This is a genomic window from Streptomyces sp. NPDC044061, assembly GCF_056434305.1.
Genome location: NZ_JBWKFL010000025.1, coordinates 1 through 16,595, shown reverse-complemented (window position 1 = coordinate 16,595; position 16,595 = coordinate 1). Strand labels below are relative to the sequence as shown.

The window sequence follows — 16,595 nt, the reverse complement described above, 5'->3', positions numbered from 1 at the left end:
CTACGCCGGCCGCTGCAGCACCGTCAGGCTGCGGTCCGGCAGGGTGAGACGGTCACCGGCCGCCACCTTCGCGCCCGTGCCCGGCGGCACCCCGTCCGGGCGGGCCGTGTCGACGACCACCTGCCACTGCCGGCCGTGGTCGACCGGCACCAGGAAGCCCAGCGGGTCCGGCGAGGCGTTGAACATCAGCAGGAAGGAGTCGTCGGCGATCCGCTCCCCGCGCGGACCGGGCTCGGAGATCGCGTTTCCGTTCAGGAACACCGTCAGCGCGGACGCCTGCGCCGAGTCCCAGTCCCGCTGGGCCATCTCGCCGCCCTCGGGGGTGAACCAGGCGACGTCGGACAGCTCGTCGTGGGTGCCCTCCACCGGGCGCCCGTGGAAGAAGCGACGGCGCCGGAAGACCGGGTGGTCCCGGCGCAGCCACACCATCGCGCGGACGAACTCCAGCAGGTCGCTGCCGTCCTCGGGCCAGTCCACCCAGGACAGTTCGTTGTCCTGGCAGTAGGCGTTGTTGTTGCCGGTCTGGGTGCGGGCGAACTCGTCGCCGTGGCTGATCATCGGCACGCCCTGGGACAGCATCAGCGTAGCGAGGAAGTTCCGCATCTGGCGGGCGCGCAGCCCGAGCACGTCCGGGTCGTCGGTGTCGCCCTCCACGCCGCAGTTCCAGGACCGGTTGTGGCTCTCGCCGTCCCGGTTGTCCTCACCGTTGGCCTTGTTGTGCTTCTGGTCGTACGAGACGAGGTCGTGCAGCGTGAAACCGTCGTGGCAGGTGACGAAGTTGATGGAGGCGAGCGGGCGGCGGCCGTCGTCCTGGTAGAGGTCCGAGGAGCCGGTCAGCCGCGAGGCGAACTCCGCGAGCGCCCGCGGCTCTCCCCGCCACAGGTCCCGGACGGTGTCCCGGTACTTGCCGTTCCACTCGGTCCACAGCGGCGGGAAGTTGCCCACCTGGTAGCCGCCCTCACCCACGTCCCACGGCTCGGCGATCAGCTTCACCTGGGAGACCACCGGGTCCTGCTGCACCAGGTCGAAGAACGACGACAGCCGGTCCACCTCGTGGAACTGCCGGGCCAGCGTGGCCGCGAGGTCGAAGCGGAACCCGTCGACGTGCATCTCGGTCACCCAGTACCGCAGCGAGTCCATGATCAGCTGGAGCACGTGCGGGGACCGCATGAGCAGCGAGTTCCCGGTGCCCGTGGTGTCCATGTAGTAGCGCGGGTCGTCCGCGAGACGGTAGTACGAGGGGTTGTCGATGCCCTTGAAGGACAGCGTCGGGCCCAGATGGTTCCCCTCGGCGGTGTGGTTGTAGACGACGTCCAGGATGACCTCGATGCCGGCCTCGTGCAGCGCCCGGACCGCCGACTTGAACTCCAGGACCTGCTGGCCGCGGTCGCCCCAGGAGGCGTACGCGTTGTGGGGGGCGAAGAAGCCGATGGTGTTGTAGCCCCAGTAGTTGTTCAGGCCCATGTCGACCAGCCGGTGGTCGTTCACGAACTGGTGTACGGGCATCAGCTCGAGCGCGGTCACGCCCAGCTTGGTCAGGTGTTCGATGATCGCCGGGTGCGCGAGCGCCGCGTACGTGCCGCGCAGCTCCTCGGGCAGCCCCGGGTGGCGCATGGTCAGGCCCTTCACATGGGCCTCGTAGATCACCGTGTGGTGGTAGTCGGTGCGCGGCGGCCGGTCGTCGCCCCAGTCGAAGTACGGGTTGATCACCACCGAGGTCATGGTGTGCGGCGCCGAGTCCAGGTCGTTGCGCCTGTCCGGGGCGCCGAAGTGGTAGCCGTACACCTCCTCTCCCCACCGGACGGCCCCGCTGATCGCCTTCGCGTACGGGTCGAGCAGCAGCTTCGCCGAGTTGCAGCGCAGCCCGCGCCCGGGGTCGTCCGGGCCGTGCACCCGGAACCCGTACCGCTGTCCCGGCATGACGCCCGGCACGTACGCGTGCCGCACGAACGCGTCGCTCTCGCGCAGTTCCACCGCCGTCTCCGAGCCGTCGTCGTGCAGCAGACACAGCTCTACTCGGTTCGCGGCCTCCGTGAAGACCGCGAAGTTGGTTCCGGCGCCGTCATAGGTTGCGCCGAGCGGATACGCCTCTCCAGGCCAGACCTGCATGGACACGACTCTTCCAGGTGTGCCGCCCCGCTGGGGCGGCGTTGGCCACGAGTCTCCCCGAAAGTGAGGGAACCTCCTGTGACTTACGCCCCTCTTACCGGCCGACCAGTGCATACGGCGACTTGTGTACCCGCCGTGTGCCGAACCAGTGGGGCAACACGTACTCCCGGGGACCATGGGGGAGTAGGGGGAAGATGTGCGCGAGATAGTGCACCGCCATCTGGGCAAGGTGGTGGCCGGTGCGGCCCTGGCGGTGGCCGGGACCGCCGCGATGGTCGCGATCACCCTGCCGGGCACGGCAGGGGCGGACGAGACGGGAGGAAGCAAGGGCGGCGGCCCCCAGGCCGCGCAGCAGGCGGGCCAGGGGCCCGACGGGGCTCCGCCTGGCGTGGTGGAGCAGGCGCCGGCCGAGGGGAAGAAGGGCACGGGCCGCGACCCGCTGACCGACGACGAGATCCAGCGGGTCGCGAAGATCGCCCTGAACCAGCAGCTGCTGCACACGGGTGAGAACGTCGACGGCGGCCGCGGTCCGCAGCGCCTGAGCGTCGACCTCGCCGACCCGGAGGCGGACGAGCTGGACGACCCGAACGCGCCGCGCCGGGCGGACGTGACGTTCTACGACTACAAGACCGACACGCTGGTCACCAAGACGGTCGATCTGGAGACCGGCAAGGTCGAACAGACCGGCACCCAGCACGGTGTCCAGCCGCCGCTGAGCCGCGCCGAGAACGCCGAGGCGGCCAAGCTGCTGATCGCCGACCCGCTGGGCGCGGGCCTCAAGGCGGACTACAAGGACGCCACCGGCCATGAACTGACCTCGCCGGGCCAGCTGCTGCTCAACGGCGCGGTCTTCCGTGCCACTCCGGGCGGCCAGCCGGCGGAGCTCGACAAGTGCGGCGAACACCGCTGCGTGCGGCTGTTCCCGAAGGTCAGGAACGGCCCCTGGATCGACGCCCGGTGGCTGGTCGTCGACCTGAGCGCCCGGAAGGTCGCCAAGCTCGACCGCCACTGAGCCGCAGTCGCCCGTTCGCTTTTCCAACTCGCTTTCCTGCAAGGGAGCCACTTCGTCATGCCCGCGAACAGAATCAGTCGTGCACGCGCGCGTGCGGCGGTCGGCGTCGGCGTGGCCGCGCTGGCCGCCGGTGCCACGGCCGGCGCCGGACCGGCCGTCGCCCAGCCCAAGGCCGCCCCCGCCGCGGCCGCCGACTGCAGCACCGCCTACAAGATCGAGCAGAAGCTCTCAAGCGGCACCACCTGGCGCATGTGCTATCGCTACGACAGCAAGGCCGGACTCGTCCTGGAGAACGTCTCCTACCAGCCCAAGGGCGAGCCGAAGCCGATCAAGGTGCTCAACAGCGCCCGCCTCGCCCAGATCGACGTCCCCTACGACGACGGCAGCGTCGAGTACGACGACCTGACCGGCTTCGGCTTCGCCCAGGGCCTGGTCAACCTGGCGCCCGGCGAGTGCCCCGGCGGCACCATCAAGACCATCCACGTCCCGGAGGCCTGGGACCCGGAGCACGCCGACGTCAAGGGCCTGTGCACGACCACGCGTTCGCGCGGCCACGCGTACCGCATGCAGGGCGACAGCGCGAACAAGGTCTTCCAGGCGCAGGGCAAGGACCTGCTCGTCTACACGGTCAACCAGGTCGGCTGGTACGAGTACATGACCGAGTGGCGCTTCCAGGACGACGGCACCGTCAACATGAACGTCGGCGCCACCGGCAGCCTCTCCTACGACGACTACGACGCCGGCGACGGTCGCGGCTGGCCCATAGGCAAGGGCGCCAAGGCCTACGCCACCAGCCACAGCCACAACGTCTTCTGGCGGCTGGACTTCGGCCTCGACGGCTCCTCCAAGACCAAGGTCGAGCAGTACGACTCCGCCGTCACCGCCCCGGCCCACGGCCAGCAGGCGCCCACCAACAAGACCACCCGCACCAACGTCACCAAGGAACTCGCGGGTGACTACAAGACCTACCGCTGGTGGCGGATGGTCAGCGCCACCGGCAAGAACAAGGACGGGCACGCCCGTTCGTACGAGATCGTCCCCGGGCCCACCACGAAGTACCCGGGCCGCAGCTTCACCAAGCACGACGTGTACTTCACCGAGTACAACAAGTGCGAGCAGTTCGCCAGCAACAACCCCGGTGCCTGCCCGGCCGGGTCGGGCAAGTCCGTGGACAAGTGGGTCAACGGCCAGACGCTCACTCACCCGGTCGTCTGGATGAACGTCGGCTTCCACCACATCGCCCGGGACGAGGACCAGCAGCCCATGCCGATCCACTGGCAGGGCTTCGCCATCGCCCCGAGGGACGTCACGGCTATGAATCCGCTCACTCCCGACGAGCTGGCATGGCAGAACGGCCACTGGCGGCCGCGTAGTTGAGAAACCGACCTGTCCATCCGGCTGCATCGCCGACCGCTCCCGGAGTACCCTTCCTTGATCGTTGAGACGGGGAAGGCCCAGGGTGGCGGAAGGCGGTGCACGGGTGGGCTCGGGAGGGCTGGAGCTGCCCCCTGGTGACGAGGGTCACGAGGGGAACTCCACAGACGTCCCGCCCGGCGCGGTGTCCCTGGCCCGCCCGATGGACGCCACGGGCTCCATCGGGCCGGAACTGGACTGGGACGCCGACGCCTGGCTCGAGGTGCGCACGCGCGCCCAGCGGGCGGGCCGGGCCTACATCTGGCTGAACCTCGTCGAACAGCGGCTGCGCGCGGTGGTGGCCGCCGTGCTGCGCCCCATCTACGAACCCGTCCACGGCGACGAGTGGGTGGTGGCCGCGGCCGGACCCGCCGGGCAGGAGTGGGTGCAGCGGGCGGTAGCCGTCCGCGAGGTCAGCCGCCGCAAGGGCTATCTGCTCGACCCGGCCGACGACAACGTGCTCAGCTTCCTCACGCTGCCGCAGCTGCGCGAGCTGATGGTGCAGCACTGGCCGTGCTTCGAGCCGTACTTCGACGAGCGCCGCGACCTCGAACTCGCCCTGGACGAGCTGGAGGTGACCCGCAACGTCGTCTCCCGCAACCGGGCCCTGTCCGGGGCGGTCCTGGACCAGGCCGAGCGGGCCTCGGCCCGGCTGCTGGAGATGCTCGGCGCGGGCGGCGACGTGCCCTCCGCGCGCCGGCTGCCGGTCGACGCGGTCGAGGACCTGGTCGGCGACCGGTACGCGGACGTCGTGGCCGTCCACGCCGACCGGGTGCGGCTCATGCGCCAGTTCCCGGCCGAGGACCTCTTCGGGGGCGCCCGCCGGGTCGACGCCATCGGCATCGGCCTCAACCTGCTGGTGCAGAACTTCTCCGGGCGCCGGCTGGTCCGGCTCGCCGAGTCCGGCTGCCGGGTGCGGCTGCTCTTCCTCAACCCCGCCTCCAGCGCGGTCAAGCGTCGCGAGCGGGAACTCGGCATGAAACGGGGCGAACTGAGCCGGTCCGTCGAGATGAACATCCTGCACATGCGCCGGGTGCGGTCCCGGCTGCGCGATCCCGGCGCCTTCGAGATCCAGGTCTACGACGAGACGCCCCGCTTCACCGCGTACCTGGTGGACGGGGACGGCGCCGACGGCATCGGGGTGGTGCAGTCCTATCTGCGCGGAGCGCGCGGCATGGAGTCGCCGGTGCTGGTGCTGCGGGGCGGCAGCCGGCTGGTCAAGTCGGACGACGTCGGCGAAGCCGGACTCTTCCCGACATACCGCGAGGAATTCGAGCTGGCTTGGGCGGATTCACGCCCGGTGTCCTGAACTGTCCACCCCGGCAAGCGGAACGCGGTCCTCGGATTGTCAGTGCCGCGTGCGAGGGTGGAGGCCACTGGGGGAAAGCACCACCAAGAAGGGGGGCCGCCCATGGGCTGGCACCGGGAGCTGCTGATCGGCTTCGACCTGGAGACGACCGGGACCGATCCGCGTGAGGCGCGCATCGTCACCGGCGCGGTGATCGAGGTCAGGGCCGGTGAGCCCATGGGGCGCCGGGAATGGCTGGCGGATCCGGGCGTGGAGATCCCGGCCGACGCGGTGGCCGTGCACGGCATCAGCAACGAACGCGCGACCGCCGAGGGCCGGCCGGCCGACGAGGTCGCCGACGCCATCGCGGAGGTCCTGGTCTCCTACTGGCGGACGGGTGTCCCGGTGGTCGCCTACAACGCGGCCTTCGACCTCACCCTGCTCTCCGCCGAACTGCGCCGGTACGGACTGCCGTCGCTCTCCGACCGGCTGGGCGGCCTCGCCCCGGCGCCGGTCGTCGACCCCTACACCATCGACCGCTGGGTCGACCGCTACCGCCGCGGCAAGCGGAACCTGGAGGCGGTCTGCGCCGAGTACGGCATAGTCCTCGACGCGGCCCACAACGCCTCGGCCGACGCCCTCGCGGCGGCCCGCCTCGCCTCCGCGATAGCCGCCCGCCACCCGAAGATCGCGTCCCTGGGCCCGGCGGAGCTGCATCTGCGTCAGATCGAGTGGTACGCGGGGTGGGCGGCGGACTTCCAGGCGTTCCTGCGCCGCAAGGGAGACGCGCAAGCGGTGGTCGACGGGATGTGGCCCCTGCGGGAGCTGTCCGAGAGCCGGCCCGCGCAGTCCGCGTAGCGGACGGCTGGGCGGTCTCAGAACGGATACCAGCGCACCGTCTCGTCCCCGTCCCGCAGCGACGCCACCCGGCGCTCGAACTCGGCCAGGGCCTTGGGGCTGCTCGGCGCGTGCTGGGCCACCCACGCACAGCTGGCGGTCTCGCGAGCCCCGCGGAGCACCCCGCAGCCCTCCCACTCCCGCACGTCCCAGCCGTAAGTCTCCGCGAAGGAGTCGTACGCCTCGGCGGGCAGGCCGTAGCGGTCGCGGGAGAGTGCCATGACCACCAGGTCGTGCTCGCGCAGGTCGGCGGAGAAGGTCTCCAGGTCGACGAGGACGGGGCCGTCGGGGCCGACGTGCACATTGCGGGGCAGCGCGTCGCCGTGGATCGGCCCCGGCGCCAGACGGGGCGTCAGCGCGGCCGCGGCGGCGGCGAAACCGTCCCGGCGCTCGCGCAGGTAGGCGGCGTCCCCGGGGGCGATCGCCGCACCCGCGAGCCGCAGCCAGCGTTCCACGCCGCCCAGCAGATCGCGGGGCGGCAGGGCGAAGGGAGGCGAGGGGAGTGCGTGCACGGTCCGCAGCAGCCTGGCCAGATCCCGCGGCTCGGCCGGTCGTACCGGGTCGGGCAGCCGGTGCCACACCGTCACCGGGTGCCCCTCCACCAGCAGCGGCTTCGGCTCGGCCGCCCGCACGGCGGGGACCTCCGCCGCGGCCAGCCAGCCGGCGATGTCCAGTTCGCGCCCGGCCCGGTCGAGCAGCTCGGCGTCGCGGCCCACCTTGACCACCAGGTCACCGGCGGCGAACACCGCGTTCTCACCGAGGGCGAGGAGCCGCGCGTCCCGAACCGGGCCCGGCAGCACCCCCGCCGCGGCCAGTACGTCCCGCGCCCGTGCCTCGTCCATCGTCCGCCTCCGTGCCGTCTTCCCACGCCGTGCGTGTCCGGTCTTCGGCCAGTCTCGCATTCGTACAGGTCGGACCGTGTGCGCGGTCCCTTGACGAGGTACCAGGCCTTCACGACCATGAACACGCCAACCCGGAGCAGGCAAAGGGGCTGATTCCGTGACATCAGCGGCGACATCAGTGGTGACGCCGGCGGCCGAGGCGAGACGGCGGACCGGGGGTGCCGCCGGTCACGGCGCCTGGTTCCTGGTCCTGCCGGCTCTGATCCCGATCCTCGTCCTCAGTGCTGGTCCGCTGCTGTACGGCATCCTGCTGGCGTTCACGGACGCGCAGTCCGGCCGGACGGCCGCCACCCAGTGGATCGGCGGCCTCAACTTCCGGGACCTGCTGCACGACACGCTGTTCTGGGAGTCGTTCCGCATCGGCCTGGTGTGGGCGGTGGGCGTGACGGTGCCCCAGTTCCTGCTGGCCCTCGGTCTCGCCCTCCTGCTCAACGAGGAGTTACGGCTGCGGTGGCTCGCCCGCGCCCTCGCGATCGTCCCGTGGGCCATGCCCGAGGTCGTCGTCGGCGTCATGTGGCGGCTGGTGTACAACCCGGACGCGGGCGTCCTCAACGAGACCCTGCACGACCTGGGTCTCGGCGACGGCCGGGACTGGCTGAGCGGCCTCGCCACCGCGCTGCCCGCCGTCATCGTCGTCGGCGTGTGGGCAGGCCTGCCGCAGACCACGGTCGCCCTGCTCGCAGGGCTGCAGAACACCCCGCCCGAACTGCACGAGGCGGCGGCCGTGGACGGCGCCGGCGCCTGGCGCCGCTTCCGCGCGGTGACCTGGCCCGCCCTGCGGCCGGTGGCCCTGTCGATCACCGCCCTCAACCTGATCTGGAACTTCAACTCCTTCGCCCTGGTGTACGTGCTCACGAACGGCGGGCCCGGCGGAAAGACCCGGCTGCCCATGCTGTTCGCCTACGAAGAGGCCTTCCGCTACGGCCAGTTCGGCTACGCGGCGGCGATGGGATGCGTCATGGTCGCGGTGATCTCGATCCTGCTCGCGGTGTTCCTGGCCGGCCGGCTGCGGGGCGGTGAGGACGCGTGAGGCCCCGCCCCGCGGCCCGCGCCGGTCAGTACGCGGCCCTGCTCGCCTATCTCGTCTTCCTGGCCTTCCCCCTCCTGTGGCTGCTGTCCACCGCGTTCAAGTCACCCCGTGAACTGGGCAGCCTGCACCCCACCTGGATCCCGCGGCACCCCACCCTGGACAATTTCCGGCAGGCCTTCGACGAGCAGCCGCTGCTGCACGCCGCCCTCAACTCGCTGCTCGTCGCGGCGGGGGCCGCCGCCGTCGCCGTACTGATCGCGACGCCTATGGCGTACGCCATGGCGCGGCACCGGTCCCCGCTGTCCAGAGCGGCGAGCGGATGGGTCGTGGTCAGCCAGGCGTTCCCGTTCGTGCTGGTGATCATCCCGCTGTTCCTGGTGCTGAAGCGGCTGCGGCTGATCGACTCCCTGCCGGGGCTGGTGCTGGTGTACGTGGTGTGGGCGTTGCCGTTCGCGCTGTGGATGCTCGTCGGCTACGTCAGGGCCGTGCCCGCCGAACTGGAGGAGGCCGCGGCCGTCGACGGGGCCGGGCGGCTCAGAACCCTGGTTTCGGTGACGGCGCCGCTGCTCGCGCCGGGGATCGCGGCGACCGCGCTGTTCGCGTTCGTCACGGCGTGGAACGAGTTCTTCTTCGCGCTGGTACTGCTGAAGAGCTCCGGGAAGCAGACCCTCCCGGTCGTTCTCACCCACTTCATCGGCGCGGAGGGGGCCGCGGACCTCGGCCCGCTCGCCGCGGCCGCTTTCCTCGCCACCCTGCCCTCGCTGGCCGTCTTCGCCCTCGTCCAGCGCCGGATCACGGGCGGCCTGCTCGCCGGGGCGGTGAAGAGCTGATGCGGACCCGGATCACGACGGCACTCGTCGTTCTCCTGCTCCTCCTCGCGGGCTGCTCCTCGCGGGAGCACGGCGACGGCGGCCCGATCACCCTGCGCTTCGAGTCACTGGCCTGGCAGCAGGAGTCCGTGACGGCCAACAGGGAACTGGTCGAGGAGTGGAACGCGGCCCATCCGGACGTCAAGGTCGAGTACGTCCAGGGCAGTTGGGACAGCGTCCACGACCAGCTGCTCACCTCCTTCGAGGGTGGCGAGGCCCCGGACGTCATCCACGACGCCTCCGACGACCTCACCGACTTCGCCTACGGCGGCTATCTCGCCGACCTCACCGAACTGCTGCCCGCCCGGCTCAAGTCCGGCATACCGGAGCGCAGTTGGGAGACGGCGACCTTCGGCCGGGGGATCTACGGCGTGCCGTTCCTGCAGGAACCCCGGGTGCTGATCGCCAACTCGGCCTGGCTGCGGGCCTCGGGGGTACGGATTCCCACCCCCGCACATCCGTGGAGCTGGGCGGAGTTCCGGCAGGCGGCGAAGCGGCTCAGCGGCAATGGGAAGTACGGCGTCGCCTGGCCGCTGAAGGAGCCCGTCAGCGCCACGCTCAACCTGTCCCTCTCGGCGGGCGGCCGGCTCTTCCAGCGGGGCGCCGACGGCAGGGTGACCGTCCGGTTCGAGGCCGGTGACGCGGTCGTGCCCCGTACCGTCCACGACCAGGTCGCCACCGACCACAGCGCGCCGGCCTCGACGCTGGGCAGCGGCGGCTCGGACACGCTGCCCGGCTTCTTCGGCGGCCGGTACGCGATGGTCCCGCTGGGCTTCTCCTACCGCCAGCAGATCGTCCAGCAGGCCCCGAGGGGCTTCCACTGGGAGGTGCTGCCCGCCCCGGCGGGCGCCGACGGGCTCACCCAGGGCGTCAGTCCGCAGACCCTGTCCGTCGCCGCCGACTGCCCGCACAAGAAGGAGGCCGCCGAGTTCATCGACTTCCTGCTGCGGCCGAAGAACATGGTGCGCCTCGCCCTGGGCGACTGGATGCTGCCCACCGGCACCGAGGCCCTGAAGGACCCGGCCCTGCGCACCGCGAAGAACGGCTGGGCCACCGGCACCGCCCTGGCGGCCCACCTGCGGCCGGCGCCCGCCCAGTCCGTGCGCGGCTACCCGGAGTGGAAGGACAAGGTGGCCACCCCGGCCTTCCAGGAGTACTACAGCGGCGCGATCGGCCTGGACGAGTTGCGCGGACGCCTGGAGAAGGACGGCAACCTGGTGCTGGCCCGGTACCAGCGATGACCCCAGTGCCGTAAATCGATTGTACGAGACGTATCGTCTCGCTTAGCTTCGAAGGCATGACCGCTCGCACCGGACCCGCACACCTCGCCATGTTCTCCATCGCCGCCCACGGCCATGTGAACCCCAGCCTGGAGGTGATCCGCGAACTCGTCGCCCGGGGCCACCGGGTCACCTACGCCGTCCCGCCCGCCTTCGCCGAGAAGGTGGCCGCGACCGGCGCCCGGCCCGTGCCCTACGCCTCCACGCTGCCCGGACCGGACGCCGACCCGGAGGCCTGGGGGACCACCCTGCTGGACAACGTGGAACCGTTCCTGGACGACGCGATCCAGGCACTGCCGCAGTTGATCCGGGCCTACGAGGGCGACGAGCCCGACCTCGTCCTGCACGACATCGCCTCCTACCCGGCCCGCGTCCTCGCCCACCGCTGGGGCGTCCAGGCGATCTCCCTCTCACCGAACCTCGTCGCCTGGGACGGCTACGAGGAGGAGGTCGCCGAGCCCATGTGGGCGGAGCCGAGGAAGACCGAGCGGGGGCGGGCCTACTACGCCCGCTTCTCGGCCTGGCTGGCGGAGAACGGGATCACCGAGCACCCCGATCCGTTCGCCGGCCGGCCCGCCCGCTCCCTCGTCCTCATCCCGAAGGCGCTCCAGCCGAACGCCGACCGGGTCGACGAGCGTGTCCACACCTTCGTCGGCGCCTGCCAGGGCGACCGCGCCGACCAGGGAGACTGGCAGCGGCCCGCCGACGCCGAGAAGGTGGTCCTGGTCTCCCTCGGTTCGGCCTTCACCAAACAGCCCGCCTTCTACCGCGCCTGCCTGCGCGCCTTCGGTGACCTGCCCGGCTGGCACCTCGTCCTGCAGATCGGCAGGCACGTCAGCCCCGCCGAGCTGGGCGACGTACCGGTGGGCGTCGAAGTGCTGGACTGGGTACCGCAGTTGGCGGTGCTGCGGCAGGCCGACCTGTTCGTCACGCACGCCGGTGCGGGCGGCAGCCAGGAAGGCCTGGCCACCGCCACGCCGATGATCGCCGTACCGCAGGCCGCCGACCAGTTCGGCAACGCCGACATGCTCCAGTCCCTCGGCGTCGCCCGCCGCCTGTCCACCGAGGAGGCCACCGCCGACCGGCTCCGCGAAACCGCCCTCGCCCTCGTCGGTGACCCGGAGCCGGCCCGGCGGCTGAAGGAGATCCAGGCGGAGATGGCCGAGGAGGGCGGTACCCGGCGGGCCGCCGACCTGATCGAGGCCGAACTGACCGCGAGCCGACGGCGGTAGACACCGGCCGGCCAGGCGGCCAGAGGGGCGCGACGGCGGTGCCCCGCCGCGGCCGGAGGTGCGCGGCAGTCGCGTGCCTGGTCCGGACGACCAGAGGTACGGCCGATGGCCCGCCGGTTCCCACGGGAACCGGCGGGCCATCGTGCTCAACGGGCGGAATCAGACGCTCAGCCGCTCACCCTCACCGCGCACCGGGGCCGCCGCGACCGGCTCCGGCGACTCGTCGTGGGTGAGGTCCGGCAGCCGGTGCAGCCACTTCGGCAGGTACCAGTTGCGTTCGCCGAGCAGCGCCATCACGGCCGGCAGCAGCACCCCTCGGATGACGGTCGCGTCGATGAGGACGGCGGCGGCCAGTCCCACGCCCATCTGCTTCATGGACTGCATGGACAGGGTGCCGAAGATCGCGAACACGGCGACCATGATGACGGCGGCACTGGTGACGACCCCGGCCGTGGTGACCACCCCGTGCTGGATCGCCTCCTTGGTGCTGCGGCCGCGCATCCGCGCCTCGCGGATCCGGGAGACGACGAACACGTGGTAGTCCATGGACAGGCCGAACAGGATCACGAAGAGGAACAGCGGCAGCCAGGTGACGACCGCGCCGACGCCCTCCGCGCCCACCAGCGAGGCACCCCAGCCGTGCTGGAAGACGGCGACGAGGATGCCGTAGGCGGCGCCCACCGACAGCAGGTTGAGCACGATGGACGTGATCGCGACGGTCAGTGAGCGGAACGACAGCAGCATCAGCAGGAAGGCGAAGACGACCACGAACGCGAAGACCGGGACGACGGAGCCGAGCAGCTGGTCGTTGAAGTCCTTGTTGCCGGCGACCTGTCCGGTGACCGGCGCCTGGACTCCCTCGACCTTGCCGAGGGTGGCGGGCCGGACCTCGTCGCGCAGCTTGTCGAGGCTCTTGACCGCCCGGTCCATGTCGGAGCCGCCGACCAGCGGTACGGAGATCAGGGCGATGTTCTGTGCCTCGTGCAACTTGATGTCGACGGGGCCGCGCGAGGCGCCCGAGGAGATCGCCCGCTGCTTGAAGTCGGCCAGCGCCCGCCGCACCTCGGGTGCCTGGATGTCCCTGGCCTTCACGACCACCTGGGCCGGTTCGGAGCCGCCCGGGAACGCGTCGTTGATGCGGTTGTAGGTCTGCACGATCGGCAGCGAGTCGCCGAACTCCTGGTCCAGCGTGAGCTGCTGGGTCTTCATGCCCAGCGCGGGCGCGGCCACCGCGAGCAGCGCGCCGGCCGCCACGAGCACGGATACCAGCGGCTTGGCCAGCACGCCCCGCAGCACGGCGGTCCAGAACCGGCTTCCCTCGTCCGTCCGGTGCTTGCGGCGCCGGCCCAGGAACGGGAGCCGGCCCTTCTCGACCCGCTCGCCCAGCAGCGACAGCAGCGCGGGCAGCACCGTCACCGAGCCGACCATGGCGACGGCCACCACCATCAGCGAGGCCAGACCCATCGCCTCGAAGGTGGCGAGACCGGTGAACAGCATGCCCGCCATCGCCACGCAGACCGTGACACCGGAGACGATGACCGCACGGCCGCTGGTGGCGGCGGCGATCCTGAGCGCGGTGCCCGCGTCCCGCCCCGCGTCCCGCTCCTCGCGCTCGCGGCGCAGGTAGAACAGGCAGTAGTCGACGCCGACGGCCATGCCGACCAGCAGCATCACGGAGTTGGCGGTGTCGCTCATCGGCTGCAGATGGCTGACCAGGCCCATCAGACCCATCGTCGCCATGATCGCGGTGACCGCCAGCGCCACCGGCAGCAGCGCGGCGACCAGCGCGCCGAAGGCGATCAGCAGGATGCCGAGGGCCACCGGCACCGCCGAGTACTCGGCCTGCTGGAAGTCGTTGCCGAAGGCGTCGTCGTACTGCTTCTTCATGCTGGCGCCGCCGATCTCCGCGATCCGCAGCGAGCCGTGGCTCTTCTGCACCCCGGCCACGGCGTTCAGCACCGGCTCGACCCGGTCGGCGGCAGTCTTCGCGTCGCCGCGCATGTCGAACTGCACCAGCGCGCTGCGGCCGTCCCGGGAGATGGTGCGGGTGTCGTACGGCGAGGTCACGTTGGTGACCCGGCCGGTGTCGCCGACGGCCTTCACGACATCGGTGACGGCGGCCCGGAACTCGCCGCTCGTGGCCTTCACCGTGCCGTCCTTGGCCTGGATCAGGACCGTCTCCCCGGCCGGCTGCTCGATGCCCGCATCGTCGATGATCCGTGCGGCGGTGTGCGTCTCGCCCTTGAGCTGGTCGTTCTCGTCGACGTCGACACGGCCGGCCGCCGAGCCGAGTCCCATGGCCAGCACGACGAACAGCACCCATATGCCGACGGCGGCCCAGCGGTGCCGGGCGCTCCAGCCGCCGGCGCGGGCGGCCAGGCCCCGCACGCGCACGTCCGTGTTTCCCATGACGGGATGTCCCCCTCGTGTGCGGTGACGGCCCCTTGCCGCCACGTCTTCGGTTGCTCGACTTCGACGGTATGGGCCGGGTGAGGACGTCTCGTCGTGCTGCCCGGTGACGTGCGAAGCGCCCGGCTCACCGCTGGGGAGGACCACGGCCCCCTACATCTATCGGGGTTCCCGCGAGGTGATCTCGGGGGCGGTCGGAGGCAGGGCCCTGGTGTCCGATCCGCCGACAGAGATCCACTTTGTGATTACGAAAGGTTGTTGAACAAGTCACAGCTGCGTGTAGGAGTTGATCCGCACCCTCCACATCGGACAGAGTTTCGCGCAACCCGGCACACGTCCGGGCGCGGCCGTCGTGCCCACCCCCACGGGGCACGACGGCCGCTCTAAGGTGGCCGGATGACGACCTATGCGGCGCTGCTGCGCGGAATCAACGTCGGCGGCAGCAAGAAGCTCCCGATGGCCGAACTGCGCACGCTCATGACCGGACTGGGTCACGACGGCGTGCGGACCCATCTGCAGAGCGGCCAGGCCGTGTTCACCACCGATCGCGGCGACGAGGATTCCCTGGCGGCGGAGTTGGGCCGGGCGATCGAGGAAGGGTTCGGCTTCCCGGTCGACGTGATCGTGCGCGATCACGCCTATCTGCGGGCGGTGGCCGAGGCCTGCCCGTTCCCGGCAGCCCAACTCGAGGCGAAGCAACTGCACATCACCTACTTCTCCGCACCGGTCGTCCCGGAGCGTTTCGCGGAGATCGACACCGAGGCGCATCTGCCCGAGGAGTTCCGCCTCGGCGACCGCTGCCTGTACCTGTACGTCCCGGACGGACTCGGCCGGTCCAAGCTCGCCGAGGTCCTGTCCCGGCCGCGGATCAACAAGGGCGTGATCGCCACCAGCCGGAACTGGAACACGGTCCTGAAACTGGTCGAGCTGACCGCTCCGCAGGACTGACGGCACGGACCGCCCGCCCGTGTGCGAGGCTCTGCCCCATGCGCTACATCATCATCGGGGCAGGCGCGGTGGGCGGCACCGTCGGCGGACGGCTGGCCGGGGCCGGGCACGAGGTGGTACTCGTCGCACGTGGCCGGCACCTGACGGCGCTCGGCGAGCGGGGGCTGCGGCTGCGGGTGCCGGAGGGCGAGCTGACGTACCGGCTGCCCGCCGTCGACGGGCCGGGCCCGCTCGGCGAGCTGCGCGCCGACGACGTCCTCGTCCTGGCCGTGAAGACGCAGGACACCGTGGCCGCCGTGGAGAGCTGGGGCGGGGCGCCGGTGGCGGGCGGCGGGACCGCGGCCGAGCGGCTGCCGCTGGTGTGCCTGCAGAACGGGGTGGAGGGCCAACGGCTGGCCCTGCGCCGCTTCCGGCGGGTGTACGGCGTCTGCGTCTGGCTGCCCTCGACCTTCGTGGAACCCGGCATCGTCTCCGCGGGCGGCGTCCCGCTCACCGGCATCCTGCACCTCGGCCGGTATCCGCACGGCACCGACGACACCGCCCGGCGTATCGCCGCCGACCTGGACCTGTCGGGGTTCGAGGCGCCGGTCGTACCGGATGTGACCCGCTGGCAGTACGCCAAGCTCCTGACCAACCTCGGCAACACCCTGCAGGCGCTGAGCGGTCCGGACGACGGGCAGGAGGGCCGGGCGGCACTGGGCGAGCGGGTGCGGGCCGAGGGGGAGGCGGTGCTCGACGCCGCCGGGATCGCCTGGGTGAGCGCCGAGGAGGAGAAGGCGGCGCGCGGCGACAAGGTCATCCAGGTCCCGCTCGACGGGGCCCCGCGCGGCGGCGGCTCCTCCTGGCAGTCCCTCGTCCGGGGCACCGGCACCATCGAGGCGGACCACCTCAACGGCGAGATCGTCCTGCTCGGCCGGCTGCACGACGTACCGACCCCCCTGAACGAGCTGCTGCAGCACCTCGCCAACCGGTTCGCGCGGGAACGCCGGCCGGCGGGTTCCCTGCCGGTGGCGGAGCTGGTGCGGTTGGCGGAGGAGGCGGTGGGGGCGGGCCGCTGAACGGGTGGGCCCAAGAGGGTCGAGGCGGGTGACCCGGTGGCCGTGACGGGTCGGGGTCGGCCGCCGACCCGGCGGACGTGGAGGGGTTGAGGCGGGCCGTTGGGCGAGCTGCTGCAGCACCTCGCCAACCGGTTCGCGCGGGAACGCC

13 protein-coding genes are annotated in these 16,595 nt (G+C 71.4%); 10 read left to right on the top strand and 3 right to left on the bottom strand.

Translation table 11 applies throughout. The features are described from left to right. Complete coding sequence (gene glgX, locus AC07CM_RS33255; RefSeq protein ID WP_478880189.1) at window positions 1-2,109, bottom strand: glycogen debranching protein GlgX; 2,109 nt, start codon at window positions 2,107-2,109, stop codon at window positions 1-3. Window positions 2,110-2,305: 196 nt separating this feature from the next. Here glgX and AC07CM_RS33250 point away from each other — a divergent pair, with 196 nt between their 5' ends. The 4 genes from AC07CM_RS33250 to AC07CM_RS33235 all read left to right on the top strand — a co-directional run bounded on the left by AC07CM_RS33250 (window position 2,306) and on the right by AC07CM_RS33235 (window position 6,680). Then, the gene (locus AC07CM_RS33250; protein WP_478880188.1) at window positions 2,306-3,121 is read left to right on the top strand and encodes a Tat pathway signal sequence domain protein; all 816 of its coding nucleotides are present in this window, start codon (window positions 2,306-2,308) and stop codon (window positions 3,119-3,121) included. A 57-nt stretch (window positions 3,122-3,178) separates the two neighbouring features. Then, window positions 3,179-4,498: a copper amine oxidase gene (locus tag AC07CM_RS33245; RefSeq protein WP_478880187.1), complete on the top strand. Its 1,320-nt coding sequence runs from the start codon at window positions 3,179-3,181 to the stop codon at window positions 4,496-4,498. A gap of 103 nt (window positions 4,499-4,601) precedes the next feature. After that, the gene (locus AC07CM_RS33240) at window positions 4,602-5,843 is read left to right on the top strand and encodes an SAV2148 family HEPN domain-containing protein (RefSeq protein WP_478880286.1); all 1,242 of its coding nucleotides are present in this window, start codon (window positions 4,602-4,604) and stop codon (window positions 5,841-5,843) included. A gap of 102 nt (window positions 5,844-5,945) precedes the next feature. Next, the gene (locus AC07CM_RS33235; protein ID WP_478880186.1) at window positions 5,946-6,680 is read left to right on the top strand and encodes an exonuclease domain-containing protein; all 735 of its coding nucleotides are present in this window, start codon (window positions 5,946-5,948) and stop codon (window positions 6,678-6,680) included. A 17-nt stretch (window positions 6,681-6,697) separates the two neighbouring features. Here the strand turns inward: AC07CM_RS33235 and AC07CM_RS33230 are convergent, their stop codons facing one another. Beyond that, on the bottom strand, window positions 6,698-7,561 hold the full coding sequence (locus tag AC07CM_RS33230) for a phosphotransferase enzyme family protein (protein ID WP_478880185.1): 864 nt from the start codon (window positions 7,559-7,561) through the stop codon (window positions 6,698-6,700). Between the two features lie 181 nt (window positions 7,562-7,742). Between AC07CM_RS33230 and AC07CM_RS33225 the strand changes: the two genes are divergently transcribed. From AC07CM_RS33225 to mgt, 4 genes are read left to right on the top strand one after another with little or no spacing between them, the layout of a single operon-like run. Further along, window positions 7,743-8,651, top strand: coding sequence for a carbohydrate ABC transporter permease (locus AC07CM_RS33225; RefSeq protein ID WP_478880285.1), 909 nt, complete (start codon window positions 7,743-7,745; stop codon window positions 8,649-8,651). Continuing rightward, window positions 8,648-9,481 carry a carbohydrate ABC transporter permease gene (locus AC07CM_RS33220; RefSeq protein WP_478880184.1) on the top strand — a complete coding sequence of 278 codons (834 nt, stop codon included), beginning with the start codon at window positions 8,648-8,650 and terminating at the stop codon, window positions 9,479-9,481. Before AC07CM_RS33225 ends, AC07CM_RS33220 begins: the two co-directional genes overlap by 4 nt. Beyond that, entirely contained in the window at window positions 9,481-10,761 is a 1,281-nt protein-coding gene (locus AC07CM_RS33215; RefSeq protein WP_478880183.1) for an ABC transporter substrate-binding protein, read from the top strand. The genes AC07CM_RS33220 and AC07CM_RS33215 overlap by 1 nt, the downstream gene beginning before the upstream one ends. Window positions 10,762-10,817: 56 nt before the next feature. Further along, window positions 10,818-12,032, top strand: a complete 1,215-nt coding sequence (gene mgt / locus AC07CM_RS33210; protein ID WP_478880182.1) for a macrolide-inactivating glycosyltransferase — start codon at window positions 10,818-10,820, stop codon at window positions 12,030-12,032. 159 nt (window positions 12,033-12,191) lie between these two features. Here the strand turns inward: mgt and AC07CM_RS33205 are convergent, their stop codons facing one another. Continuing rightward, complete coding sequence (locus AC07CM_RS33205) at window positions 12,192-14,441, bottom strand: MMPL family transporter (RefSeq protein ID WP_478880181.1); 2,250 nt, start codon at window positions 14,439-14,441, stop codon at window positions 12,192-12,194. Between the two features lie 396 nt (window positions 14,442-14,837). Between AC07CM_RS33205 and AC07CM_RS33200 the strand changes: the two genes are divergently transcribed. Both AC07CM_RS33200 and AC07CM_RS33195 read left to right on the top strand, forming a co-directional pair. Next, on the top strand, window positions 14,838-15,389 hold the full coding sequence (locus AC07CM_RS33200; protein WP_478880180.1) for a DUF1697 domain-containing protein: 552 nt from the start codon (window positions 14,838-14,840) through the stop codon (window positions 15,387-15,389). A gap of 38 nt (window positions 15,390-15,427) precedes the next feature. Next, window positions 15,428-16,447 (top strand): ketopantoate reductase family protein, encoded by a 1,020-nt coding sequence (locus AC07CM_RS33195; protein ID WP_478880179.1) that lies wholly within the window; start codon window positions 15,428-15,430, stop codon window positions 16,445-16,447. The last annotated feature ends 148 nt before the right edge of the window (window positions 16,448-16,595 follow it).

Coding starts and splice junctions, on each gene's coding strand:
- AC07CM_RS33245 (WP_478880187.1), top strand. CDS start 3,179: ATGCCCGCGAACAGAATCAGTCGTGCACGCGCGCGTGCGGCGGTCGGC.
- AC07CM_RS33200 (WP_478880180.1), top strand. CDS start 14,838: ATGACGACCTATGCGGCGCTGCTGCGCGGAATCAACGTCGGCGGCAGC.
- AC07CM_RS33215 (WP_478880183.1), top strand. CDS start 9,481: ATGCGGACCCGGATCACGACGGCACTCGTCGTTCTCCTGCTCCTCCTC.
- AC07CM_RS33205 (WP_478880181.1), bottom strand. CDS start 14,441: ATGGGAAACACGGACGTGCGCGTGCGGGGCCTGGCCGCCCGCGCCGGC.
- AC07CM_RS33230 (WP_478880185.1), bottom strand. CDS start 7,561: ATGGACGAGGCACGGGCGCGGGACGTACTGGCCGCGGCGGGGGTGCTG.
- glgX (WP_478880189.1), bottom strand. CDS start 2,109: ATGCAGGTCTGGCCTGGAGAGGCGTATCCGCTCGGCGCAACCTATGAC.
- AC07CM_RS33235 (WP_478880186.1), top strand. CDS start 5,946: ATGGGCTGGCACCGGGAGCTGCTGATCGGCTTCGACCTGGAGACGACC.
- mgt (WP_478880182.1), top strand. CDS start 10,818: ATGACCGCTCGCACCGGACCCGCACACCTCGCCATGTTCTCCATCGCC.
- AC07CM_RS33195 (WP_478880179.1), top strand. CDS start 15,428: ATGCGCTACATCATCATCGGGGCAGGCGCGGTGGGCGGCACCGTCGGC.